The sequence below is a fragment of the Pantoea sp. Sc1 genome, assembly GCF_000255315.1.
In the GTDB taxonomy this organism is placed as follows: Bacteria; Pseudomonadota; Gammaproteobacteria; order Enterobacterales; family Enterobacteriaceae; genus Pantoea; species Pantoea anthophila.
On record NZ_AJFP01000001.1, the window covers coordinates 3,591,217 to 3,607,113 of the forward strand.

The following is a 15,897-nucleotide window of genomic DNA, read 5'->3' on the forward strand; positions in this document are numbered from 1 at the left end:
AGGCCTCCCAAATTGCAACACATCAGCAGTCGATTACTCGATGGTGCGTTTAATTTCGATGATTTCAAACACTTCGATCATATCGCCAACGCGAACGTCGTTGTAGTTCTTCACGCCGATACCGCACTCCATGCCGTTACGCACTTCGTTAACGTCATCTTTAAAGCGACGCAGGGATTCCAGCTCGCCTTCGTAAATCACCACGTTATCACGCAGGACACGGATTGGGTTGTGACGCTTGATGTTACCTTCCGTCACCATACAACCGGCAATCGCGCCAAACTTCGGTGATTTGAACACGTCGCGGACCGCAGCCAGACCAATGATCTGCTGTTTGTACTCTGGTGCCAGCATGCCGCTCATCGCCGCTTTTACTTCGTCAATCAGGTTATAGATGACGGAGTAGTAGCGCAGATCCAGGCTTTCTGCGTCAATGACGCGACGCGCAGAGGCATCGGCACGCACGTTGAAGCCCAGGATGATGGCGTTAGAAGCAGCCGCCAGGGTCGCATCGGTCTCGGTGATCCCGCCCACGCCTGAACCGACAATCTTCACCTTCACTTCGTCGGTAGAGAGTTTCTGCAGGGAGTCGGAGATCGCTTCCACAGAACCCTGAACGTCCGCTTTCAGAACGATGTTCAGTTCAGACACTTCGCCTTCGGTCATGTTGGCAAACATGTTCTCAAGCTTAGATTTCTGCTGGCGAGCCAGTTTAACTTCGCGGAATTTGCCCTGACGATAGAGCGCCACTTCGCGTGCTTTCTTCTCGTCACGTACCACGGTCGCTTCATCACCCGCAGCCGGCACGCCGGAGAGGCCCAGAATCTCAACCGGGATAGACGGACCCGCTTCCATGACTTCGCGACCCAGTTCATCGCGCATTGCACGAACACGGCCATATTCGAAGCCACACAGGACGATGTCGCCTTTGTTCAGCGTACCTTCACGAACCAGCACGGTTGCAACCGGACCACGACCTTTGTCGAGGAACGATTCGATAACCACGCCGCTCGCCATACCGGCACGGATAGCCGTCAGCTCCAGGACTTCCGCCTGCAGCAGGATAGCGTTAAGCAGGTCATCAATGCCGGTACCCGCTTTCGCAGAGACATTAACGAACATGTTTTCGCCGCCCCACTCTTCCGGAATGATTCCGTACTGGGTCAGTTCGTTTTTAACGCGATCCGGATCCGCTTCTGGCTTATCGCACTTGTTCACCGCAACCACAACCGGCACTTTGGCCGCTTTGGCGTGCTGGATAGCTTCGATGGTCTGAGGCATCACGCCATCGTCTGCGGCAACGACCAGGATAACGATATCGGTCGCCTGCGCACCACGTGCACGCATCGCGGTAAACGCGGCGTGGCCCGGGGTGTCCAGGAAGGTGATCATACCGTTGTCGGTTTCAACGTGGTAAGCACCGATGTGCTGCGTAATGCCGCCCGCTTCGCCAGAGGCGATTTTGGTCGAGCGGATATAGTCCAGCAGTGAGGTTTTACCGTGGTCAACGTGACCCATGATGGTAACCACCGGCGCGCGAGCTTCCTGCGCGGCATCGGTGTCACGATCGTCCATTACCGCCTCTTCCAGCTCGTTTTCACGACGCAGGGTCACTTTGTGGCCCATCTCTTCTGCGACGAGCTGTGCGGTTTCCTGGTCGATGACCTGGTTAATGGTCGCCATCGCGCCCATCTTCATCATCGCTTTAATGACCAGAGAACCTTTCACCGCCATTTTGTTCGCCAGTTCGGCTACGGTGATGGTTTCGCCAATCACAACATCGCGGTTCACGGCCTGAGCGGGTTTGTTGAAGCCCTGCTGCAGTGCGCTTGGTTTACGATGTTTGCCACCTTTACCGCCACGAACCTGTGCACGCGCTTCTTCGCGGTCAGTTTTCGCTTCGGAATGTTTGTTGCCTTTTTTCGCCGGACGCGTTGCTTTCGCCGTGGTACGCGCACGCGCACGGCCAGCTTCTACCTGACGGTCGTTTTCATCTTCCGCCTGACGGGCATGGGTTGAAGTGGTGACGTGATAGTCGCCTTTATCCTCTTCTTCCGGCTTTTCCCACTCGGCTGATTTCTCTTCAGCCAGACGGCGGGCTTCTTCGGCTACGAGGCGGGCCGCCTCTTCGAGCTTACGGCGAGCTTCTTCTTCCGCTTTACGCTTCAGTTCAGCTGCTTCAGCTTCGCGACGGGCTTTGTCAGACTGCGCAGCCCTGGTCACTTCGTCGGTAGGTTGATTTGTCACTTTGTCATTTTCCGCTGCTGCACGTTTGGCCTTCTCAGCGGCTTCGCGCCTGGCTTTATCTTCGGCTTCACGTTGCGCTTTCTGTTCAGCTTCGCGACGGGCTTTCTCTTCAGCCTCGCGTTGCGCCTGCTCTTCCGCTTCACGCTGCGCCTCGGCTTCAGCTTCTGCCTGAGCTTGCTCAGCCTCTGCATCACCCTTCACATAGGTACGCTTTTTGCGGACTTCAATTTGCACCGATTTACTTTTACCCCCGGTGCCTGGAATATTCAAGGTGCTGCGCGTTTTACGCTGCAGCGTCAGCTTAGCTGAACCGACCTGACCGTGTTCACGGTTCAGATGAGATAGTAAGGTTTCTTTCTCTTGCTGGGTCACGGCGTCATTTTCAGACTTAGGGATCCCCGCATCAGCAAATTGCTGTACCAGGCGATCGACCGGAGTCTGAATTTCTGCGGCCAGCGATTTTACGGTTACATCTGTCATGCTGTTCCTTCCTGTTATTACGCGTCATCGCCGAACCAGCAGATATTACGTGCGGCCATAATCAGCGCGCCGGCTTGTTCATCAGACAGGCCTTCAATATCCGTCAGATCGTCAACACCTTGCTCAGCGAGATCTTCCAGCGTGCAAACGCCTTTCGACGCCAGGCGGAACGCCAGCGCACGATCGAGACCTTCAAGGTTCAGCAGGTCCTCAGCAGGATCCTGATTACCAAGGCTCTCTTCTTTCGCCAGTGCCAGGGTGGTTAACGCATTTTTTGCTCGTTCACGCAGGGCTTCAATGGTCTCTTCGTCGAGGCCGTCGACTTCCAGCAGCTCGTTGATAGGCACATAGGCCAGCTCTTCCAGCGAGGAGAAGCCCTCTTCCACCAGTACGGTGGCGAACTCTTCGTCGATGTCGAGATGTTTCGTGAACATATCGATCGCTGCATGTGCTTCAGCCTGATGCTTAGCCTGCAGATCATCGACGGTCATCACGTTCAGCTCCCAGCCACTCAGCTGTGATGCCAGACGCACGTTTTGGCCGTTACGGCCGATCGCCTGAGCCAGATTGCCAGCTTCGACGGCGATATCCATGGTGTGGTTATCTTCATCAACCACGATTGATGCCACATCGGCCGGGGCCATGGCGTTGATAACAAACTGCGCCGGGTTATCGTCCCAGAGCACGATATCGATACGCTCGCCGCCCAGTTCGCTGGAAACAGCCTGAACACGCGCGCCGCGCATGCCCACACAGGCACCCACCGGATCGATACGTTTGTCGTTGGTTTTGACTGCAATTTTCGCACGCGAACCCGGATCGCGGGCAGCGGCTTTAATTTCAATCAGTTCTTCGCCAATTTCTGGCACCTCAATGCGGAACAGTTCGATCAGCATTTCCGGTTTGGAACGCGTTACGAACAGCTGCGCGCCACGCGCTTCCGGGCGAACGGAGTAGAGCACGCCACGGATACGGTCGCCTGGACGGAAGTTTTCACGCGGCAGCATGTCTTCGCGCAGAATGACCGCTTCAGCATTGTTGCCTAAGTCGAGGGAGATGTTGTCGCGGTTAACTTTCTTCACCACGCCCGTGATAATTTCGCCTTCCTGCTCACGGAACTGATCAACCACCATTGCGCGCTCAGCTTCGCGCACTTTCTGCACGATAACCTGCTTAGCGGTCTGGGTGGTGATACGGTCAAAGGTGACCGATTCAATCTGATCTTCGACATAATCGCCCAGATTGAATGCTTCATCTTCGAAGCGGGCCGCATCCAGCGTGATCTCGCGCGTCGGCTGAGTCACCTCTTCTACGATTTCCCAGCGGCGGAAAGTATCGAAGTCGCCACTGCGGCGATCAATGCTGACGCGTACCTCAATTTCCTGCTCGTACTTTTTCTTGGTCGCAGTCGCCAGCGCGCTCTCCAGCGCTTCGAAGATTTTCTCACGCGGCAGGGCTTTTTCGTTAGAAACGGCTTCTACAACAGCTAAGATCTCTTTGTTCATCCTGGTTAGCCTCAATCCGGACTTTTAAAAGTGGGGGACCAGGTTCGCTTTCTGAATATTACTCAGCGCGAACACTACATCGTTACCCTCAACATGCACCGTGATCATCTCGCCATCAACTGACTTGATGATTCCCTGCCATTTACGGCGGTTCTGAACGGCCATACGCAGCACCAGAGTCACTTCCTCACCCATAAAGCGGGTGTAGTGTTCTGCGGTAAACAGAGGACGATCGAGTCCCGGTGAAGAGACTTCAAGGTTGTAAGGAACGGTAATGGGATCTTCTACATCCATTACGGCGCTTACCTGGTGGCTGACATCGGCGCAATCATCGACATTGATGCCATCTTCACTATCAATATAGATGCGCAGAATAGATGTGCGACTACGAACGAATTCAATACCAACCAGTTCGTAACCCAGCGCTTCTACCGGAGCCGATACCAACTCTGTCAATTTTTGCTCTAATGTGGACAAGCCCACCCCCAAGACATAAAAAAAGGGCCTATAGCCCAGTATTACGATTCGCTAATAACAAAAAACCCCGAATATTCGGGGCTTTTAGTCACTGGACCCTGTCTGCCGCAATGCGGCCCGGACTCCATCCAAAGAATTTTCTTTCAAAAATCAGCCGTGAATGCGTCCGTCGATGCACACAGTATATTTGAAAAATAACTCAAAGGGAAAGTGGTTGCGGGGGCCGGATTTGAACCGACGACCTTCGGGTTATGAGCCCGACGAGCTACCAGGCTGCTCCACCCCGCGTCCGAAAACGTGGCGAATATTACGCCAGACCTGCATAAAATGCAAGTGATACTACGATTTGGTACCGAGGACGGGACTTGAACCCGTAAGCCCAATCGGGCACTACCACCTCAAGGTAGCGTGTCTACCAATTCCACCACCACGGCACTACACTGACCACAACGATGCGTTGTGTTGACGACCTTACTTAGGAATATCGCTGCCCGGTGTAACCGGTTGAGCTGGCTTTTCAGTCTGTTGAGAAGACTGCGCCGGCGCAGAAAGATTTTCCCACTCGCTTCCTTTCGAGGCTTTATTGCTGTTCAGATTACCCAGAACCAGGCTGATGATGAAGAACAGAGCCGCTAAGATGCCAGTTGTGCGCGTCAGGAAGTTACCTGAACCCGAAGAACCAAACACCGTACCGGATGCGCCTGCACCGAATGAGGCTCCCATATCAGCGCCTTTGCCTTGCTGCAGCATGATCATGCCTACGAGGGCGATCGCTACAATAAGGAAAACAACTAAAAGAGCTTCGTACATATTCAACCTGTTCCTTGCACGATAATCGTACAGTTAAAGCTTCAGCCAGTATTGATGGGGAGTCTCGTCATCACCCATCAGAAGCGGGTGTGAATACTAACCAAAGGCGCATAGCTCTGCAAGTGCAATTTTCACCACCTAAACTGATTGCAGAAAAAAGCGCCATCCCGGTGATTTTACAGGCAGTTCAGCCTGCTGCGAACTGCCTGCAGGCGTTTTAAACCGCCTTGACCTGGTCGGCGATCAGATTAGCCAGCTCTGTTACCTTCGCCTCATCTTCGCCCTCAACCATCACCCGAATCAACGGCTCAGTGCCTGACTTACGCAGTAACACGCGTCCGCGCCCCGCCAGGGCTTTTTCCGCCTCTGCCGTTGCGGCTTTGACCGCCTCGCTTTGCAGCGGATCGTGCTCACCGGCAAAGCGGACGTTAACCAGCACCTGTGGCAGCATCTTCATGCCGCTGCAGAGGTCGTGCAGGCTCATGTGATTACGTACCATCGCAGTAAGTACTTGCAAACTTGCAACGATACCGTCGCCGGTGGTGGTTTTATCCAGCAGGATAACGTGACCGGAGTTCTCCGCGCCGAGACGCCAGCCCTTCTCCTGCATCTTCTCCAGCACATAGCGGTCGCCCACTTTGGCGCGGGTAAACGGGATGCCGAGCTGCTTCAGCGCCAGCTCCAGGCCCATATTACTCATCAGGGTGCCGACCACGCCACCGCGCAACTGCCCCTGACGCAGGGCTTCACGCGCGATGATATAGAGGATCTGGTCACCGTCGACTTTGTCACCCAGATGGTCAATCATCATGATGCGATCGCCGTCGCCATCATAGGCCAGGCCGATATCCGCCTTCTCTGCCAGAACACGCTGCTGCAGCAGTTTGAGGTCGGTAGCCCCACACTCTTTGTTGATGTTCATGCCGTCCGGCTGAACACCGATGGCAATCACGGTCGCCCCCAGCTCACGCAGCACGTTCGGCGCGATGTGGTAGGTGGCCCCGTTGGCACAGTCGACCACAATTTTCAGGCCATTCAGGTTCAGTTCGCTGGGGAAAGTGCCCTTACAGAATTCGATGTAACGTCCCGCGGCATCGACGATGCGGCTGGCACGGCCTAACTGCGCAGACTCTACGCAGGTAATCGGCTTCTCCATCTCCAGCTCGATCGCTTCCTCGACATCATCCGGCAGCTTTGTCCCTTCGGAAGAGAAGAACTTAATGCCGTTGTCATCAAACGGGTTGTGCGAGGCAGAGATCACAATGCCCGCCTCAGCGCGGAAGGTGCGGGTCAGGTAGGCAATGGCCGGGGTCGGCATCGGGCCGGTAAAGGCCGCCGTCAGGCCCGCCGCGGCGAGCCCCGCTTCCAGCGCTGATTCCAGCATGTAGCCTGAGATACGCGTATCTTTTCCGATGATGATCTTCTTTGAACCGTGGCGCGCCAGCACTTTCCCGGCGGCCCAGCCCAGCTTCAGGACGAAATCGGGGGTAATAGGGGCTTCACCGACTTTGCCGCGAATGCCATCTGTACCGAAATATTTGCGATTACTCATGTTTATCCTTTTGCTCTTCGGGTCGCTTCGACCACGCGCATTGCTTCAGCCGTCTCTTTCACATCATGCACGCGAATAATCTGCGCGCCCTGCATGGCTGCAATCACCGCGCAACTCAGGCTGCCGGTTAAACGCTGTGACGGGCCGACATTTAACAGCTGGCCAATCATCGATTTACGGGACATTCCCACCAGCAGCGGCAGACCGAAGTGGTGAAAATCGCCCAGATGGGCCAGCAGTTCATAATTGTGGCTGAGATTCTTACCGAAACCGAAGCCCGGGTCGAGTATCAGCCGTTCTTTTTTGATACCCGCCGCTTCACAGCGCGCAATCTGCTGAGCGAAGTAAGTGTCCACTTCGCTTAAAATGTTGTCGTAAGCGGGAGCCTGCTGCATGGTGCGGGGTTCGCCCTGCATGTGCATCAGACAGACGGGCAGGTCGGTCGCCGCGGCCGCCTCCAGCGCGCCGGGTTCAGAGAGCGAACGCACGTCATTAATGATGTGAGCACCCACTCGCGCGGCTTCGCGGATAACCTCTGCTTTAGAGGTATCCACGGAAATCCAGACTTCGAACCGCTGGGCAATGGCATCAATGACGGGAATGACACGCTCCAGCTCCTCTTCCACACTCACCTCATCCGCGCCCGGACGGGTGGATTCCCCGCCGACATCGATAATGGTGGCACCTGCGTTGACCATCTCATTGGTATGGGTCAGTGCATCGACCAGCGCGTTATGTTTACCCCCGTCAGAAAAAGAGTCCGGCGTGACATTCAGAATGCCCATCACATGAGGAAAAGATAAATCGAGATGGGAATCACGGGCGAACAACTTCATGGCGGAAACTCCTTACGGGTCACTATCCGGATGTAAAAAACCCCGGACCAGCCGGGGTTTTGTCTGACGAGATAACGTCTTATTTATTGTACTGCTCTGACATGGTGTTGCCTGGGTTTGGCGTACGCGGTTCATCGACCGGACGCGGCGCCTTCGGCGTACCGTTGCTGTCTGAGTTGCTGCCGGGATCTTCCCAGCCCGCTGGCGGACGCACTTCGCGGCGCGCCATCAGGTCGTCGATCTGCGGTGCGTCGATGGTTTCATACTTCATCAGCGCGTCTTTCATTGCGTGAAGGATGTCCATGTTCTCACCCAGGATGCGACGGGCACGCTGGTAGTTGCTGTCGATCAGGTGCTTCACTTCCTGGTCGATGATACGGGCCGTTTCATCAGACATGTGTTTCGCTTTGGCAACAGAACGGCCAAGGAACACTTCACCCTCTTCTTCTGCATAGAGCAGCGGACCCAGTTTGTCCGAGAAGCCCCACTGCGTGACCATGTTGCGTGCCAGGTTGGTCGCGACTTTAATGTCGTTCGACGCACCGGTAGAAACATGTTCTGCACCGTAGATGATCTCTTCTGCCAGACGACCGCCGTAGAGGGTCGAGATCTGGCTTTCCAGTTTCTGACGGCTGGCGCTGATCGCGTCGCCTTCAGGCAGGAAGAAGGTCACACCCAGCGCACGGCCGCGTGGGATAATCGTCACTTTGTGCACCGGATCGTGCTCTGGTACCAGGCGACCGATGATCGCGTGGCCCGCTTCGTGATACGCCGTCGACTCTTTCTGCGATTCGGTCATGACCATAGAGCGACGTTCCGCACCCATCATGATCTTGTCTTTGGCTTTTTCGAACTCAACCATCGACACCACACGCTTGTTGGAACGGGCTGCAAACAGTGCGGCTTCGTTGACCAGGTTGGCAAGGTCAGCACCGGAGAAGCCAGGCGTACCACGTGCAATGATGGCGGCATCGATGTCGGTTGCCAGCGGCACACGACGCATATGCACTTTCAGAATCTGCTCACGACCACGGACATCAGGCAGACCCACCACAACCTGGCGGTCAAAACGACCTGGACGCAGCAGCGCCGGGTCCAGTACGTCAGGACGGTTCGTCGCGGCGATAACGATAATACCTTCGTTACCTTCGAAACCATCCATCTCCACCAGCATCTGGTTCAGCGTCTGTTCACGTTCATCATGACCCCCGCCTAAACCGGCACCACGCTGACGACCGACGGCGTCGATCTCATCGATAAAGATGATGCAGGGCGCGGCTTTCTTGGCCTGTTCGAACATGTCGCGCACACGGGATGCACCGACACCGACAAACATTTCCACAAAGTCAGAACCGGAGATAGTAAAGAATGGCACCTTCGCTTCACCGGCAATCGCTTTTGCCAGCAGGGTTTTACCGGTTCCCGGTGGCCCCACCATCAGCACACCTTTAGGAATTTTACCGCCCAGCTTCTGGAAACGGCTCGGCTCACGCAGGTACTCAACCAGCTCACCCACTTCTTCTTTCGCTTCATCACAACCGGCTACGTCAGCAAAAGTGGTTTTAATCTGGTCTTCCGTCAGCATGCGGGCTTTGCTTTTGCCGAAGGACATCGCGCCCTTCCCGCCGCCGCCCTGCATCTGACGCATAAAGAAGATCCACACACCGATCAGCAGCAGCATCGGGAACCACGAAATGAAGATGGAAGCCAGCAGGCTCGGCTCTTCCGGCGGTTCGCCAACCACTTTGACGTTTTTGGTCAAGAGGTTATCGAGCAACTTAGGATCGTTGACAGGAATGTAGGTGGTGTATTTATTGCTGTCTTTTTTAATAACGTTAATTTCACGCCCGTTAATACGTGCCTCGCGGACCTGATCCTGGTTCACTTCCGACAGGAAGGTTGAATAATCAACCCGACGGCCATTCGACTCGCTGGGCCCAAAGCTCTGGAATACTGACATCAGCACGACCGCGATGACTAACCAGAGAATCAGGTTTTTCGCCATGTCACTCAAGGGATTAACCTCATATTACAACGGTGTTAACAGATAGCGTAGGGTACTATAGATCCTGCATACATGGAATCGCAGCTCAGCTGCGGACAACTCCAGCAATTTGGTTATAGTTTGCGCCCAGTCGCCACAATGTACACTTCACGTGAACGTGACCGTGAAGCGTCCGGCTTACGAATTTTCACTTTCGTAAACAGGGAGCGAATTTCCCGCAGGTATTCATCGAAGCCATCTCCCTGAAACACTTTCACTACAAAACTTCCGCCGGGTGCCAGGATATCCCGACACATCTCCAGCGCCAGCTCGACCAAATACATCGACCGGGGAATATCTACGGCAGGTGTACCACTCATATTCGGCGCCATATCGGACATGACAACCTGAACTTTCTCTTCGCCAACGCGCTCAAGCAGCGCATTGATCACCGATTCTTCACGAAAATCGCCCTGAAGGAAATCGACACCGACTATCGGATCCATTGGCAGGATATCACAGGCAATGATGCGCCCTTTGTTCCCGATTTGCTGTACAACATACTGCGACCAGCCACCGGGTGCAGCACCCAGATCTACCACGGTCATACCGGGTTTGAAAAGCTTGTCACCCTGTTGTATTTCATCAAGTTTAAACCAGGCACGCGAACGCAACCCTTTTTTCTGCGCCTGAAGTACATATTTATCGCTAAAGTGTTCCTGAAGCCAGCGGCTCGAGCTGGCCGAACGCTTTTTACCCGTCATAATATTTCCAGTTAAATCGTCATCGTAGCGATAAACCTGCACGCGGTGGGTTGCGCCGATTTGGTGATATACCCGAGATGGCGGTAGAATGAACCGTTTTCAATCCCTGAGTAAGTAAAAAACTACGATGAATCTAAGTACCAAACAAAAACAGCACCTCAAGGGCCTCGCCCATCCGCTCAAGCCGGTCGTTATGCTGGGTGGCAATGGCCTGACTGAAGGCGTGCTGGCCGAAATCGAGCAGGCTCTGTCGCATCACGAACTGATCAAGGTGAAAATCGCCTCGGAAGATCGTGAAACGAAACAGCTGATCGTTGACGCAATCGTGCGTGAGACCGGTGCCAGCAACGTACAGGTGATCGGCAAAACGCTGGTGCTGTATCGCCCCTCTAAGGAGAGCAAAATTTCTCTGCCACGCTAAGTGGGCAAAGAAAGTGCCATGCTCCCACCTCAGATAAAAGGCCGCATTGCGGCCTTTTTCCTTTCTTTACATTGTGCTTTAGCGCTTTTCAAAGCGTAGCAACACTTTAAAGGTATTCCACCTTCAGGATCTCATACTCAACGTCGCCGCCTGGGGTTTTAATGATGGCGACATCATCCGCCTCTTTACCCACCAGGCCACGCGCCATTGGCGAATTGACAGAAATCAGATTTTGCTTAAAGTCCGCTTCGTCATCGCCGACGATGCGATAAGTCGCCTCTTCGTCGGTTTCGATATTCAGTACGGTTACCGTTGCGCCAAAGATTACGCGTCCGGTTTTAGGCATCTGCGTTACGTCGATAACCTGCGCATTAGAGAGTTTGGCTTCAATCTCCTGGATGCGGCCTTCGCAGAACCCCTGCTCTTCACGCGCAGCGTGATATTCCGCATTCTCTTTTAAATCGCCATGTTCGCGTGCTTCAGCGATAGAGGCGATAATGCGCGGGCGCTTCACGGTTTTCAGCTCGTTCAGCTCTTCGCGCAATCTTTCAGCGCCTCTCAACGTCATCGGAATCTGATTCATTTAAGCTCCTCGCCATCTTTCCTGTTTAACGGTGTCATCCTGACTGGTGACTGCAGAAAAAAGCGTTCTGCGGCGCATTAGCCCGTTTTTTGCAAATAAAAGAATCCTGACCCGGAGATGCTTCCAGGCCAGAAAAGAGTTTTGCAATTTGATACGTATTTTACCCCAGAGTTCCCTGCGGGTCATCGTTTACTTTGCACCGCCCAGCGACGTAGTATTGACGCCCTCACCTGCCAGTTACCGCGAGATTATGCGATTTTCACGACTTGTTACCGGATTAAGCTGCGCATTTATGCTGCAGGCACACGCAGCGCCAGTTGATGAATACATGCAGTACCTGCCAGACGGCGCCAATCTGGCGCTGATGGTGCAGAAAGTGGGCGCATCAACCCCGATCATCGATTACCACGGCAAACAGATGGCCCTGCCCGCCAGTACCATGAAAGTGGTGACGGCGCTCGCGGCGTTGCTGGAACTGGGCGGCGATTACCGTTTTCAGACCACCTTTGAGACGCGTGGCTCTATCGTGGATGGCACGCTGAACGGCGATTTAGTCGCCCGTTTCGCCGGCGATCCCACCTTAAGCCGCCAGGATCTGCGCAATATGGTGGCGGCGATAAAGAAGCAGGGCATTAACCATATCAAAGGCAACCTGGTGATTGATACCTCCGTGTTTGCCAGTCACGACATGGCTCCGGGCTGGCCGTGGAACGATATGACCCAGTGCTTCAGCGCCCCGCCAGGGGCCGCCATTGTGGATAAGAACTGCTTCTCGGTGTCGCTTTACAGCGCCAGTTCGCCGGGCGAAAACGCGTTTGTCCGCATCGCCTCCTACTATCCGGCACACATGTACAGTCAGGTTCGCACCCTGGGCCGCAACAGCGGCGAAGGGCAATATTGCGAACTGGATGTGGTACCGGGTGAACTGAACCGTTATACCCTGACCGGCTGTATGCGTCAGCGTGCAGAGCCGCTGCCGCTGGCCTTTGCCGTGCAGGATGGCGCGGCCTGGGCGGGCGAGATCCTCAAGGCGGAACTGCGCGCGTCAGAGATCGACTACAGTGGTCATCTGGTTCGTCAGACACAGGTCACCGAGCCGGGCACCGTGCTCGCCTCCACCCAGTCTGCGCCGCTGCATACCCTGCTGCACACCATGCTGAAGAAGTCAGACAACATGATTGCTGATACGGTGTTCCGCACCATCGGCCACCACTACTTCAATGTGCCTGGCACGTTCCGCGCCGGTCAGGACGCCGTGCGCCGCATCCTGAAAGCCAAAGCCAACATCGATATGGGCAACAGCATTCAGGTGGATGGTTCCGGTCTGTCACGCCATGACCTGATCTCGCCGCAGACCATGATGCAGGTTTTGCAATTCATTGCGAAGAATGACAATACGCTGGATTACATTTCAATGCTGCCGCTGGCGGGTTATGACGGCACGCTGCAGTATCGCGGCGGGCTGCATGAAGCGGGGCTGGATGGCAAAGTCTCGGCGAAAACCGGTTCTCTGCAGGGAGTCTATAACCTGGCGGGCTTTATCACCACCTCCAGCGGTGCGCGGGTTGCCTTTGTGCAGTTCCTCTCCGGCTATGCGGTTCCGCCAGAGGATCAGCGTACCCGCCGTATTCCGCTGGTGCGTTTTGAGAGCCGGCTCTACCGCGATATCAATCAGAACAACTGATCCGCGCGTAACAAAAAACGCAGCGGGTCATCGACCTACTGCGTTTTAATCGTCTTCTCCGGACGGCGTTGCGACAGCCTCTCCCCCGTTCAGTCACGGCGGCCAGCCTTCTCCCGACCCGGTTATCACTGCATCAATCAGAAGCGGGTGTTCACACTCATGTACCAGGTGCGGCCCGACTCATTGAAGGTGTTGGCCCCTGCCCCGTAGAGGTAAGCGCCGGTTCGCGTATTACCCGTAGTCTGTGCATTGCCCTGACGGAAGTGACGCTTGTCGAACAGGTTATCGACGCCTGCGGTAACGCTGACAGAGGCGTTAATGTCATAGGTGCCACTCATGCCGAGCACCGAATAGGGGCTGACCTGATCGGTTGCACTGCCGGTGACGGCGTTACCTTTATAGTCATACTTCTTCGGCACCTGCTTGCCATACCAGGTCAGGGTGGTCTGCAGGGAGAGATCCGCCATCGCCTGCCAGCTGAGCGTAGAGTTTAGCGTATATTCCGGAATCACTGACAGGCGGTCCCCGGTCTCTTTGTTCTTACTCTGCAGCATGTAAGTGAAGTTGTTGTTCCACGTCACGCTGTCGGAGAAGGGAACGTTGATCGTGCCTTCCACGCCTTCGACCAGGGCTTTCGGCACGTTTTCCCATTTGTAGATGTCCGTTTTGCCGTTAGAGGCGGTGCCGGTCGGCACCCTGCCCGCGTCGATCTTGTTGCGGTAGTCGTTACGGAACCAGGTCAGTCCGGCCTGATAGCCGTCACGCTTCCACTCCAGCCCAATCTCCTTGTTGATGCTGTTTTCTGCTTTCAGATCATCATTCCCCATCAGGTAGCAGGCTCCGGTACTGGCGGCGCAGCCCTGGCCGTTGCTGTAGAGCAGATAGTTGGGGTTGGTCTGATAGAGGCTCGGCGCTTTATAAGCACGGGCGATACCCATTTTCAGGGTCAGCTCATCGCCCAGCCCCTGAGACAGGTTGAGCGACGGACTCCAGTTATCGCCCACGATCGAGTGATGATCAAAACGCACTCCCGGCGTCAGCATGGTGCTGTCGGTCAGCTCAATGTTGTCTTCGGCAAACAGCGAGAAAATCTCCGCCTGAGAATAGGGAGAGCGGCCGGTTGTGGCGATCCCCGGAATGGAACCGTAGCTGGCAGCCTGCGTGGTTGACGACGGATCTTTCATCCGCTGCTGATTCCACTCGGTGCCAAAGGTCGCCGTCTGATTCACCAGCCACTCAAACGGCACGCTGATCTCACTGTGCAGCAGCAGATCATCCAGCTGGATGGTGTTGAAATGGCTGTCGGAGAAGATGCCCTCCGTCCCGCCCGCCAGCCCCTCGTTCAGCCGGGAGTTGCGGGTATTCTCATACTGTGCATACGTATTGGTACTGACGCCATTGTCCCAGGCACCGGTCCACCTGACAGAGACATTCTGCCGATAGAGCCGGTTAGTCTCATCACCATATTTACTTTTCACCAGATCACTGGTGTTGGTGTTCTGCGTATCCCCGGCGTAGAGGTTGCCCTGACGGCTGAAACCGGCTCCCACTTCCAGCGCCTGCATCGGCGCAAAAGCCCAGCGCAGCAGACCATGAATGTCTTTGTTGACTGCGCCTTCCCGGCCCGCCGGATACGATCCGGCGTAGCTTCCGGTACGGGCGGCGGCGTGCCCTTCATTGATGTCATACGCATCTGCCTGCGTTTTTGCCAGCCCGCCATAGAGGCGGAAGCTGACATCATCCCCCAGCGGCCCCTCAAGGCTGAAGTTAGTGCGTCGGGAGGCCCCCTCATCCTTATGCTCCGGCACGTTGTAGTAGGCGCTCCACGAGCCGTGCCACTGATGATCCATCTCTTTTCGGGTAATGATGTTGACCACGCCGCCCGCCGCCCCGTTACCGTAACGGGCCGCTGCCGGGCCGCGGATCACCTCGATGTGATCGATGATCTCTGGCGGCACCCAGTTGCTGTCGCCGCGCGTGTCACGCTCGCCACGCCAGCCCAGCCGGACGGCATTACGGCTGGTCACCGGCAGACCATCAATCAGGATCAGGGTATTTTCCGGGCCCATGCCGCGGATGTCGATCTGACGATTGTTGCCGCGCTGACCGCTGGTGGAGTTACCGGTCAGATTGACGCCCGGCATGGTGCGGATGATTTCGGCGACATCGCGCGCCGGCGGGTGCTTTTTGATTTCGTCGGCGGTAATGGTCGAGACACCCGGCGCCTGCAGCGTCTGCTCGGCGGCGGTCACCATCATGGTGCTGTCGTTAAGGCTGTCTGACGCGGTGTTGTTAAGCGCCGGATCGCTGCTGCTGGCCGCCACGGCACCGGCAGAGATGAGAGAGGCGGTGAAACCCAGTTCAATCATAATGGCCAGTGAAAGCCGCGATAACTTTTTCATTTTTCAGTTCCTGGACGACCAGCAGGGATGCCACTGCCAGTGCGCCGGTAAAAAGGTAATGTCCCTAATCCCCTTCCTGCCCGGCTGATTTCAGCACCGCGAGACACCCCGCTGAAAGCCGGTGCGGCAGAGAAAATGCACACACGCCCTGA

Annotated in this window: 12 protein-coding genes and 2 tRNA genes; 2 read left to right on the forward strand and 12 right to left on the reverse strand. The window is 55.5% G+C overall.

Annotation, left to right across the window (positions count from 1 at the left end):
* Window positions 1–33: 33 nt before the first annotated feature.
* The 10 genes from infB to rlmE all read right to left on the reverse strand — a co-directional run bounded on the left by infB (window position 34) and on the right by rlmE (window position 10,655).
* Entirely contained in the window at window positions 34–2,727 is a 2,694-nt protein-coding gene (gene infB, locus S7A_RS16660; RefSeq protein ID WP_009092409.1) for a translation initiation factor IF-2, read from the reverse strand.
* Window positions 2,728–2,744: 17 nt separating this feature from the next.
* Window positions 2,745–4,232 (reverse strand): transcription termination factor NusA, encoded by a 1,488-nt coding sequence (nusA, locus tag S7A_RS16665; RefSeq protein ID WP_009092410.1) that lies wholly within the window; start codon window positions 4,230–4,232, stop codon window positions 2,745–2,747.
* Window positions 4,233–4,256: 24 nt separating this feature from the next.
* Complete coding sequence (gene rimP / locus S7A_RS16670) at window positions 4,257–4,709, reverse strand: ribosome maturation factor RimP (RefSeq protein ID WP_009092411.1); 453 nt, start codon at window positions 4,707–4,709, stop codon at window positions 4,257–4,259.
* A 211-nt stretch (window positions 4,710–4,920) separates the two neighbouring features.
* Window positions 4,921–4,997, reverse strand: a tRNA-Met gene (locus S7A_RS16675).
* Between the two features lie 59 nt (window positions 4,998–5,056).
* A tRNA-Leu gene (locus S7A_RS16680) sits at window positions 5,057–5,143 on the reverse strand.
* Window positions 5,144–5,180: 37 nt separating this feature from the next.
* On the reverse strand, window positions 5,181–5,519 hold the full coding sequence (gene secG / locus S7A_RS16685) for a preprotein translocase subunit SecG (RefSeq protein ID WP_009092412.1): 339 nt from the start codon (window positions 5,517–5,519) through the stop codon (window positions 5,181–5,183).
* A 217-nt stretch (window positions 5,520–5,736) separates the two neighbouring features.
* A complete protein-coding gene (glmM, locus tag S7A_RS16690) occupies window positions 5,737–7,071 on the reverse strand; it encodes a phosphoglucosamine mutase (protein WP_009092414.1) in 1,335 nt (444 codons plus the stop codon).
* 2 nt (window positions 7,072–7,073) lie between these two features.
* Window positions 7,074–7,907: a dihydropteroate synthase gene (folP, locus tag S7A_RS16695; RefSeq protein WP_009092417.1), complete on the reverse strand. Its 834-nt coding sequence runs from the start codon at window positions 7,905–7,907 to the stop codon at window positions 7,074–7,076.
* A gap of 79 nt (window positions 7,908–7,986) precedes the next feature.
* The gene (ftsH, locus tag S7A_RS16700; protein WP_009092418.1) at window positions 7,987–9,912 is read right to left on the reverse strand and encodes an ATP-dependent zinc metalloprotease FtsH; all 1,926 of its coding nucleotides are present in this window, start codon (window positions 9,910–9,912) and stop codon (window positions 7,987–7,989) included.
* A 113-nt stretch (window positions 9,913–10,025) separates the two neighbouring features.
* Window positions 10,026–10,655 (reverse strand): 23S rRNA (uridine(2552)-2'-O)-methyltransferase RlmE, encoded by a 630-nt coding sequence (gene rlmE / locus S7A_RS16705; RefSeq protein ID WP_009092419.1) that lies wholly within the window; start codon window positions 10,653–10,655, stop codon window positions 10,026–10,028.
* A 127-nt stretch (window positions 10,656–10,782) separates the two neighbouring features.
* On the opposite strand from rlmE, the gene yhbY reads away from it, so the two are divergent.
* On the forward strand, window positions 10,783–11,076 hold the full coding sequence (gene yhbY, locus S7A_RS16710; RefSeq protein WP_009092420.1) for a ribosome assembly RNA-binding protein YhbY: 294 nt from the start codon (window positions 10,783–10,785) through the stop codon (window positions 11,074–11,076).
* Between the two features lie 106 nt (window positions 11,077–11,182).
* Here the strand turns inward: yhbY and greA are convergent, their stop codons facing one another.
* On the reverse strand, window positions 11,183–11,659 hold the full coding sequence (greA, locus tag S7A_RS16715; protein ID WP_009092422.1) for a transcription elongation factor GreA: 477 nt from the start codon (window positions 11,657–11,659) through the stop codon (window positions 11,183–11,185).
* A 250-nt stretch (window positions 11,660–11,909) separates the two neighbouring features.
* On the opposite strand from greA, the gene dacB reads away from it, so the two are divergent.
* Window positions 11,910–13,343, forward strand: a complete 1,434-nt coding sequence (gene dacB / locus S7A_RS16720) for a serine-type D-Ala-D-Ala carboxypeptidase (RefSeq protein ID WP_009092423.1) — start codon at window positions 11,910–11,912, stop codon at window positions 13,341–13,343.
* Between the two features lie 137 nt (window positions 13,344–13,480).
* Here the strand turns inward: dacB and S7A_RS16725 are convergent, their stop codons facing one another.
* Window positions 13,481–15,745, reverse strand: coding sequence for a TonB-dependent siderophore receptor (locus tag S7A_RS16725; protein WP_009092425.1), 2,265 nt, complete (start codon window positions 15,743–15,745; stop codon window positions 13,481–13,483).
* Between the last annotated feature and the right edge of the window lie 152 nt (window positions 15,746–15,897).

Excerpts from the sequence above, each read along its gene's own strand:
- infB (WP_009092409.1), bottom strand. The coding sequence starts at position 2,727 with ATGACAGATGTAACCGTAAAATCGCTGGCCGCAGAAATTCAGACTCCG.
- nusA (WP_009092410.1), bottom strand. The coding sequence starts at position 4,232 with ATGAACAAAGAGATCTTAGCTGTTGTAGAAGCCGTTTCTAACGAAAAA.
- secG (WP_009092412.1), bottom strand. The coding sequence starts at position 5,519 with ATGTACGAAGCTCTTTTAGTTGTTTTCCTTATTGTAGCGATCGCCCTC.
- glmM (WP_009092414.1), bottom strand. The coding sequence starts at position 7,071 with ATGAGTAATCGCAAATATTTCGGTACAGATGGCATTCGCGGCAAAGTC.
- folP (WP_009092417.1), bottom strand. The coding sequence starts at position 7,907 with ATGAAGTTGTTCGCCCGTGATTCCCATCTCGATTTATCTTTTCCTCAT.
- ftsH (WP_009092418.1), bottom strand. The coding sequence starts at position 9,912 with ATGGCGAAAAACCTGATTCTCTGGTTAGTCATCGCGGTCGTGCTGATG.
- rlmE (WP_009092419.1), bottom strand. The coding sequence starts at position 10,655 with ATGACGGGTAAAAAGCGTTCGGCCAGCTCGAGCCGCTGGCTTCAGGAA.
- yhbY (WP_009092420.1), top strand. The coding sequence starts at position 10,783 with ATGAATCTAAGTACCAAACAAAAACAGCACCTCAAGGGCCTCGCCCAT.
- greA (WP_009092422.1), bottom strand. The coding sequence starts at position 11,659 with ATGAATCAGATTCCGATGACGTTGAGAGGCGCTGAAAGATTGCGCGAA.
- dacB (WP_009092423.1), top strand. The coding sequence starts at position 11,910 with ATGCGATTTTCACGACTTGTTACCGGATTAAGCTGCGCATTTATGCTG.
- S7A_RS16725 (WP_009092425.1), bottom strand. The coding sequence starts at position 15,745 with ATGAAAAAGTTATCGCGGCTTTCACTGGCCATTATGATTGAACTGGGT.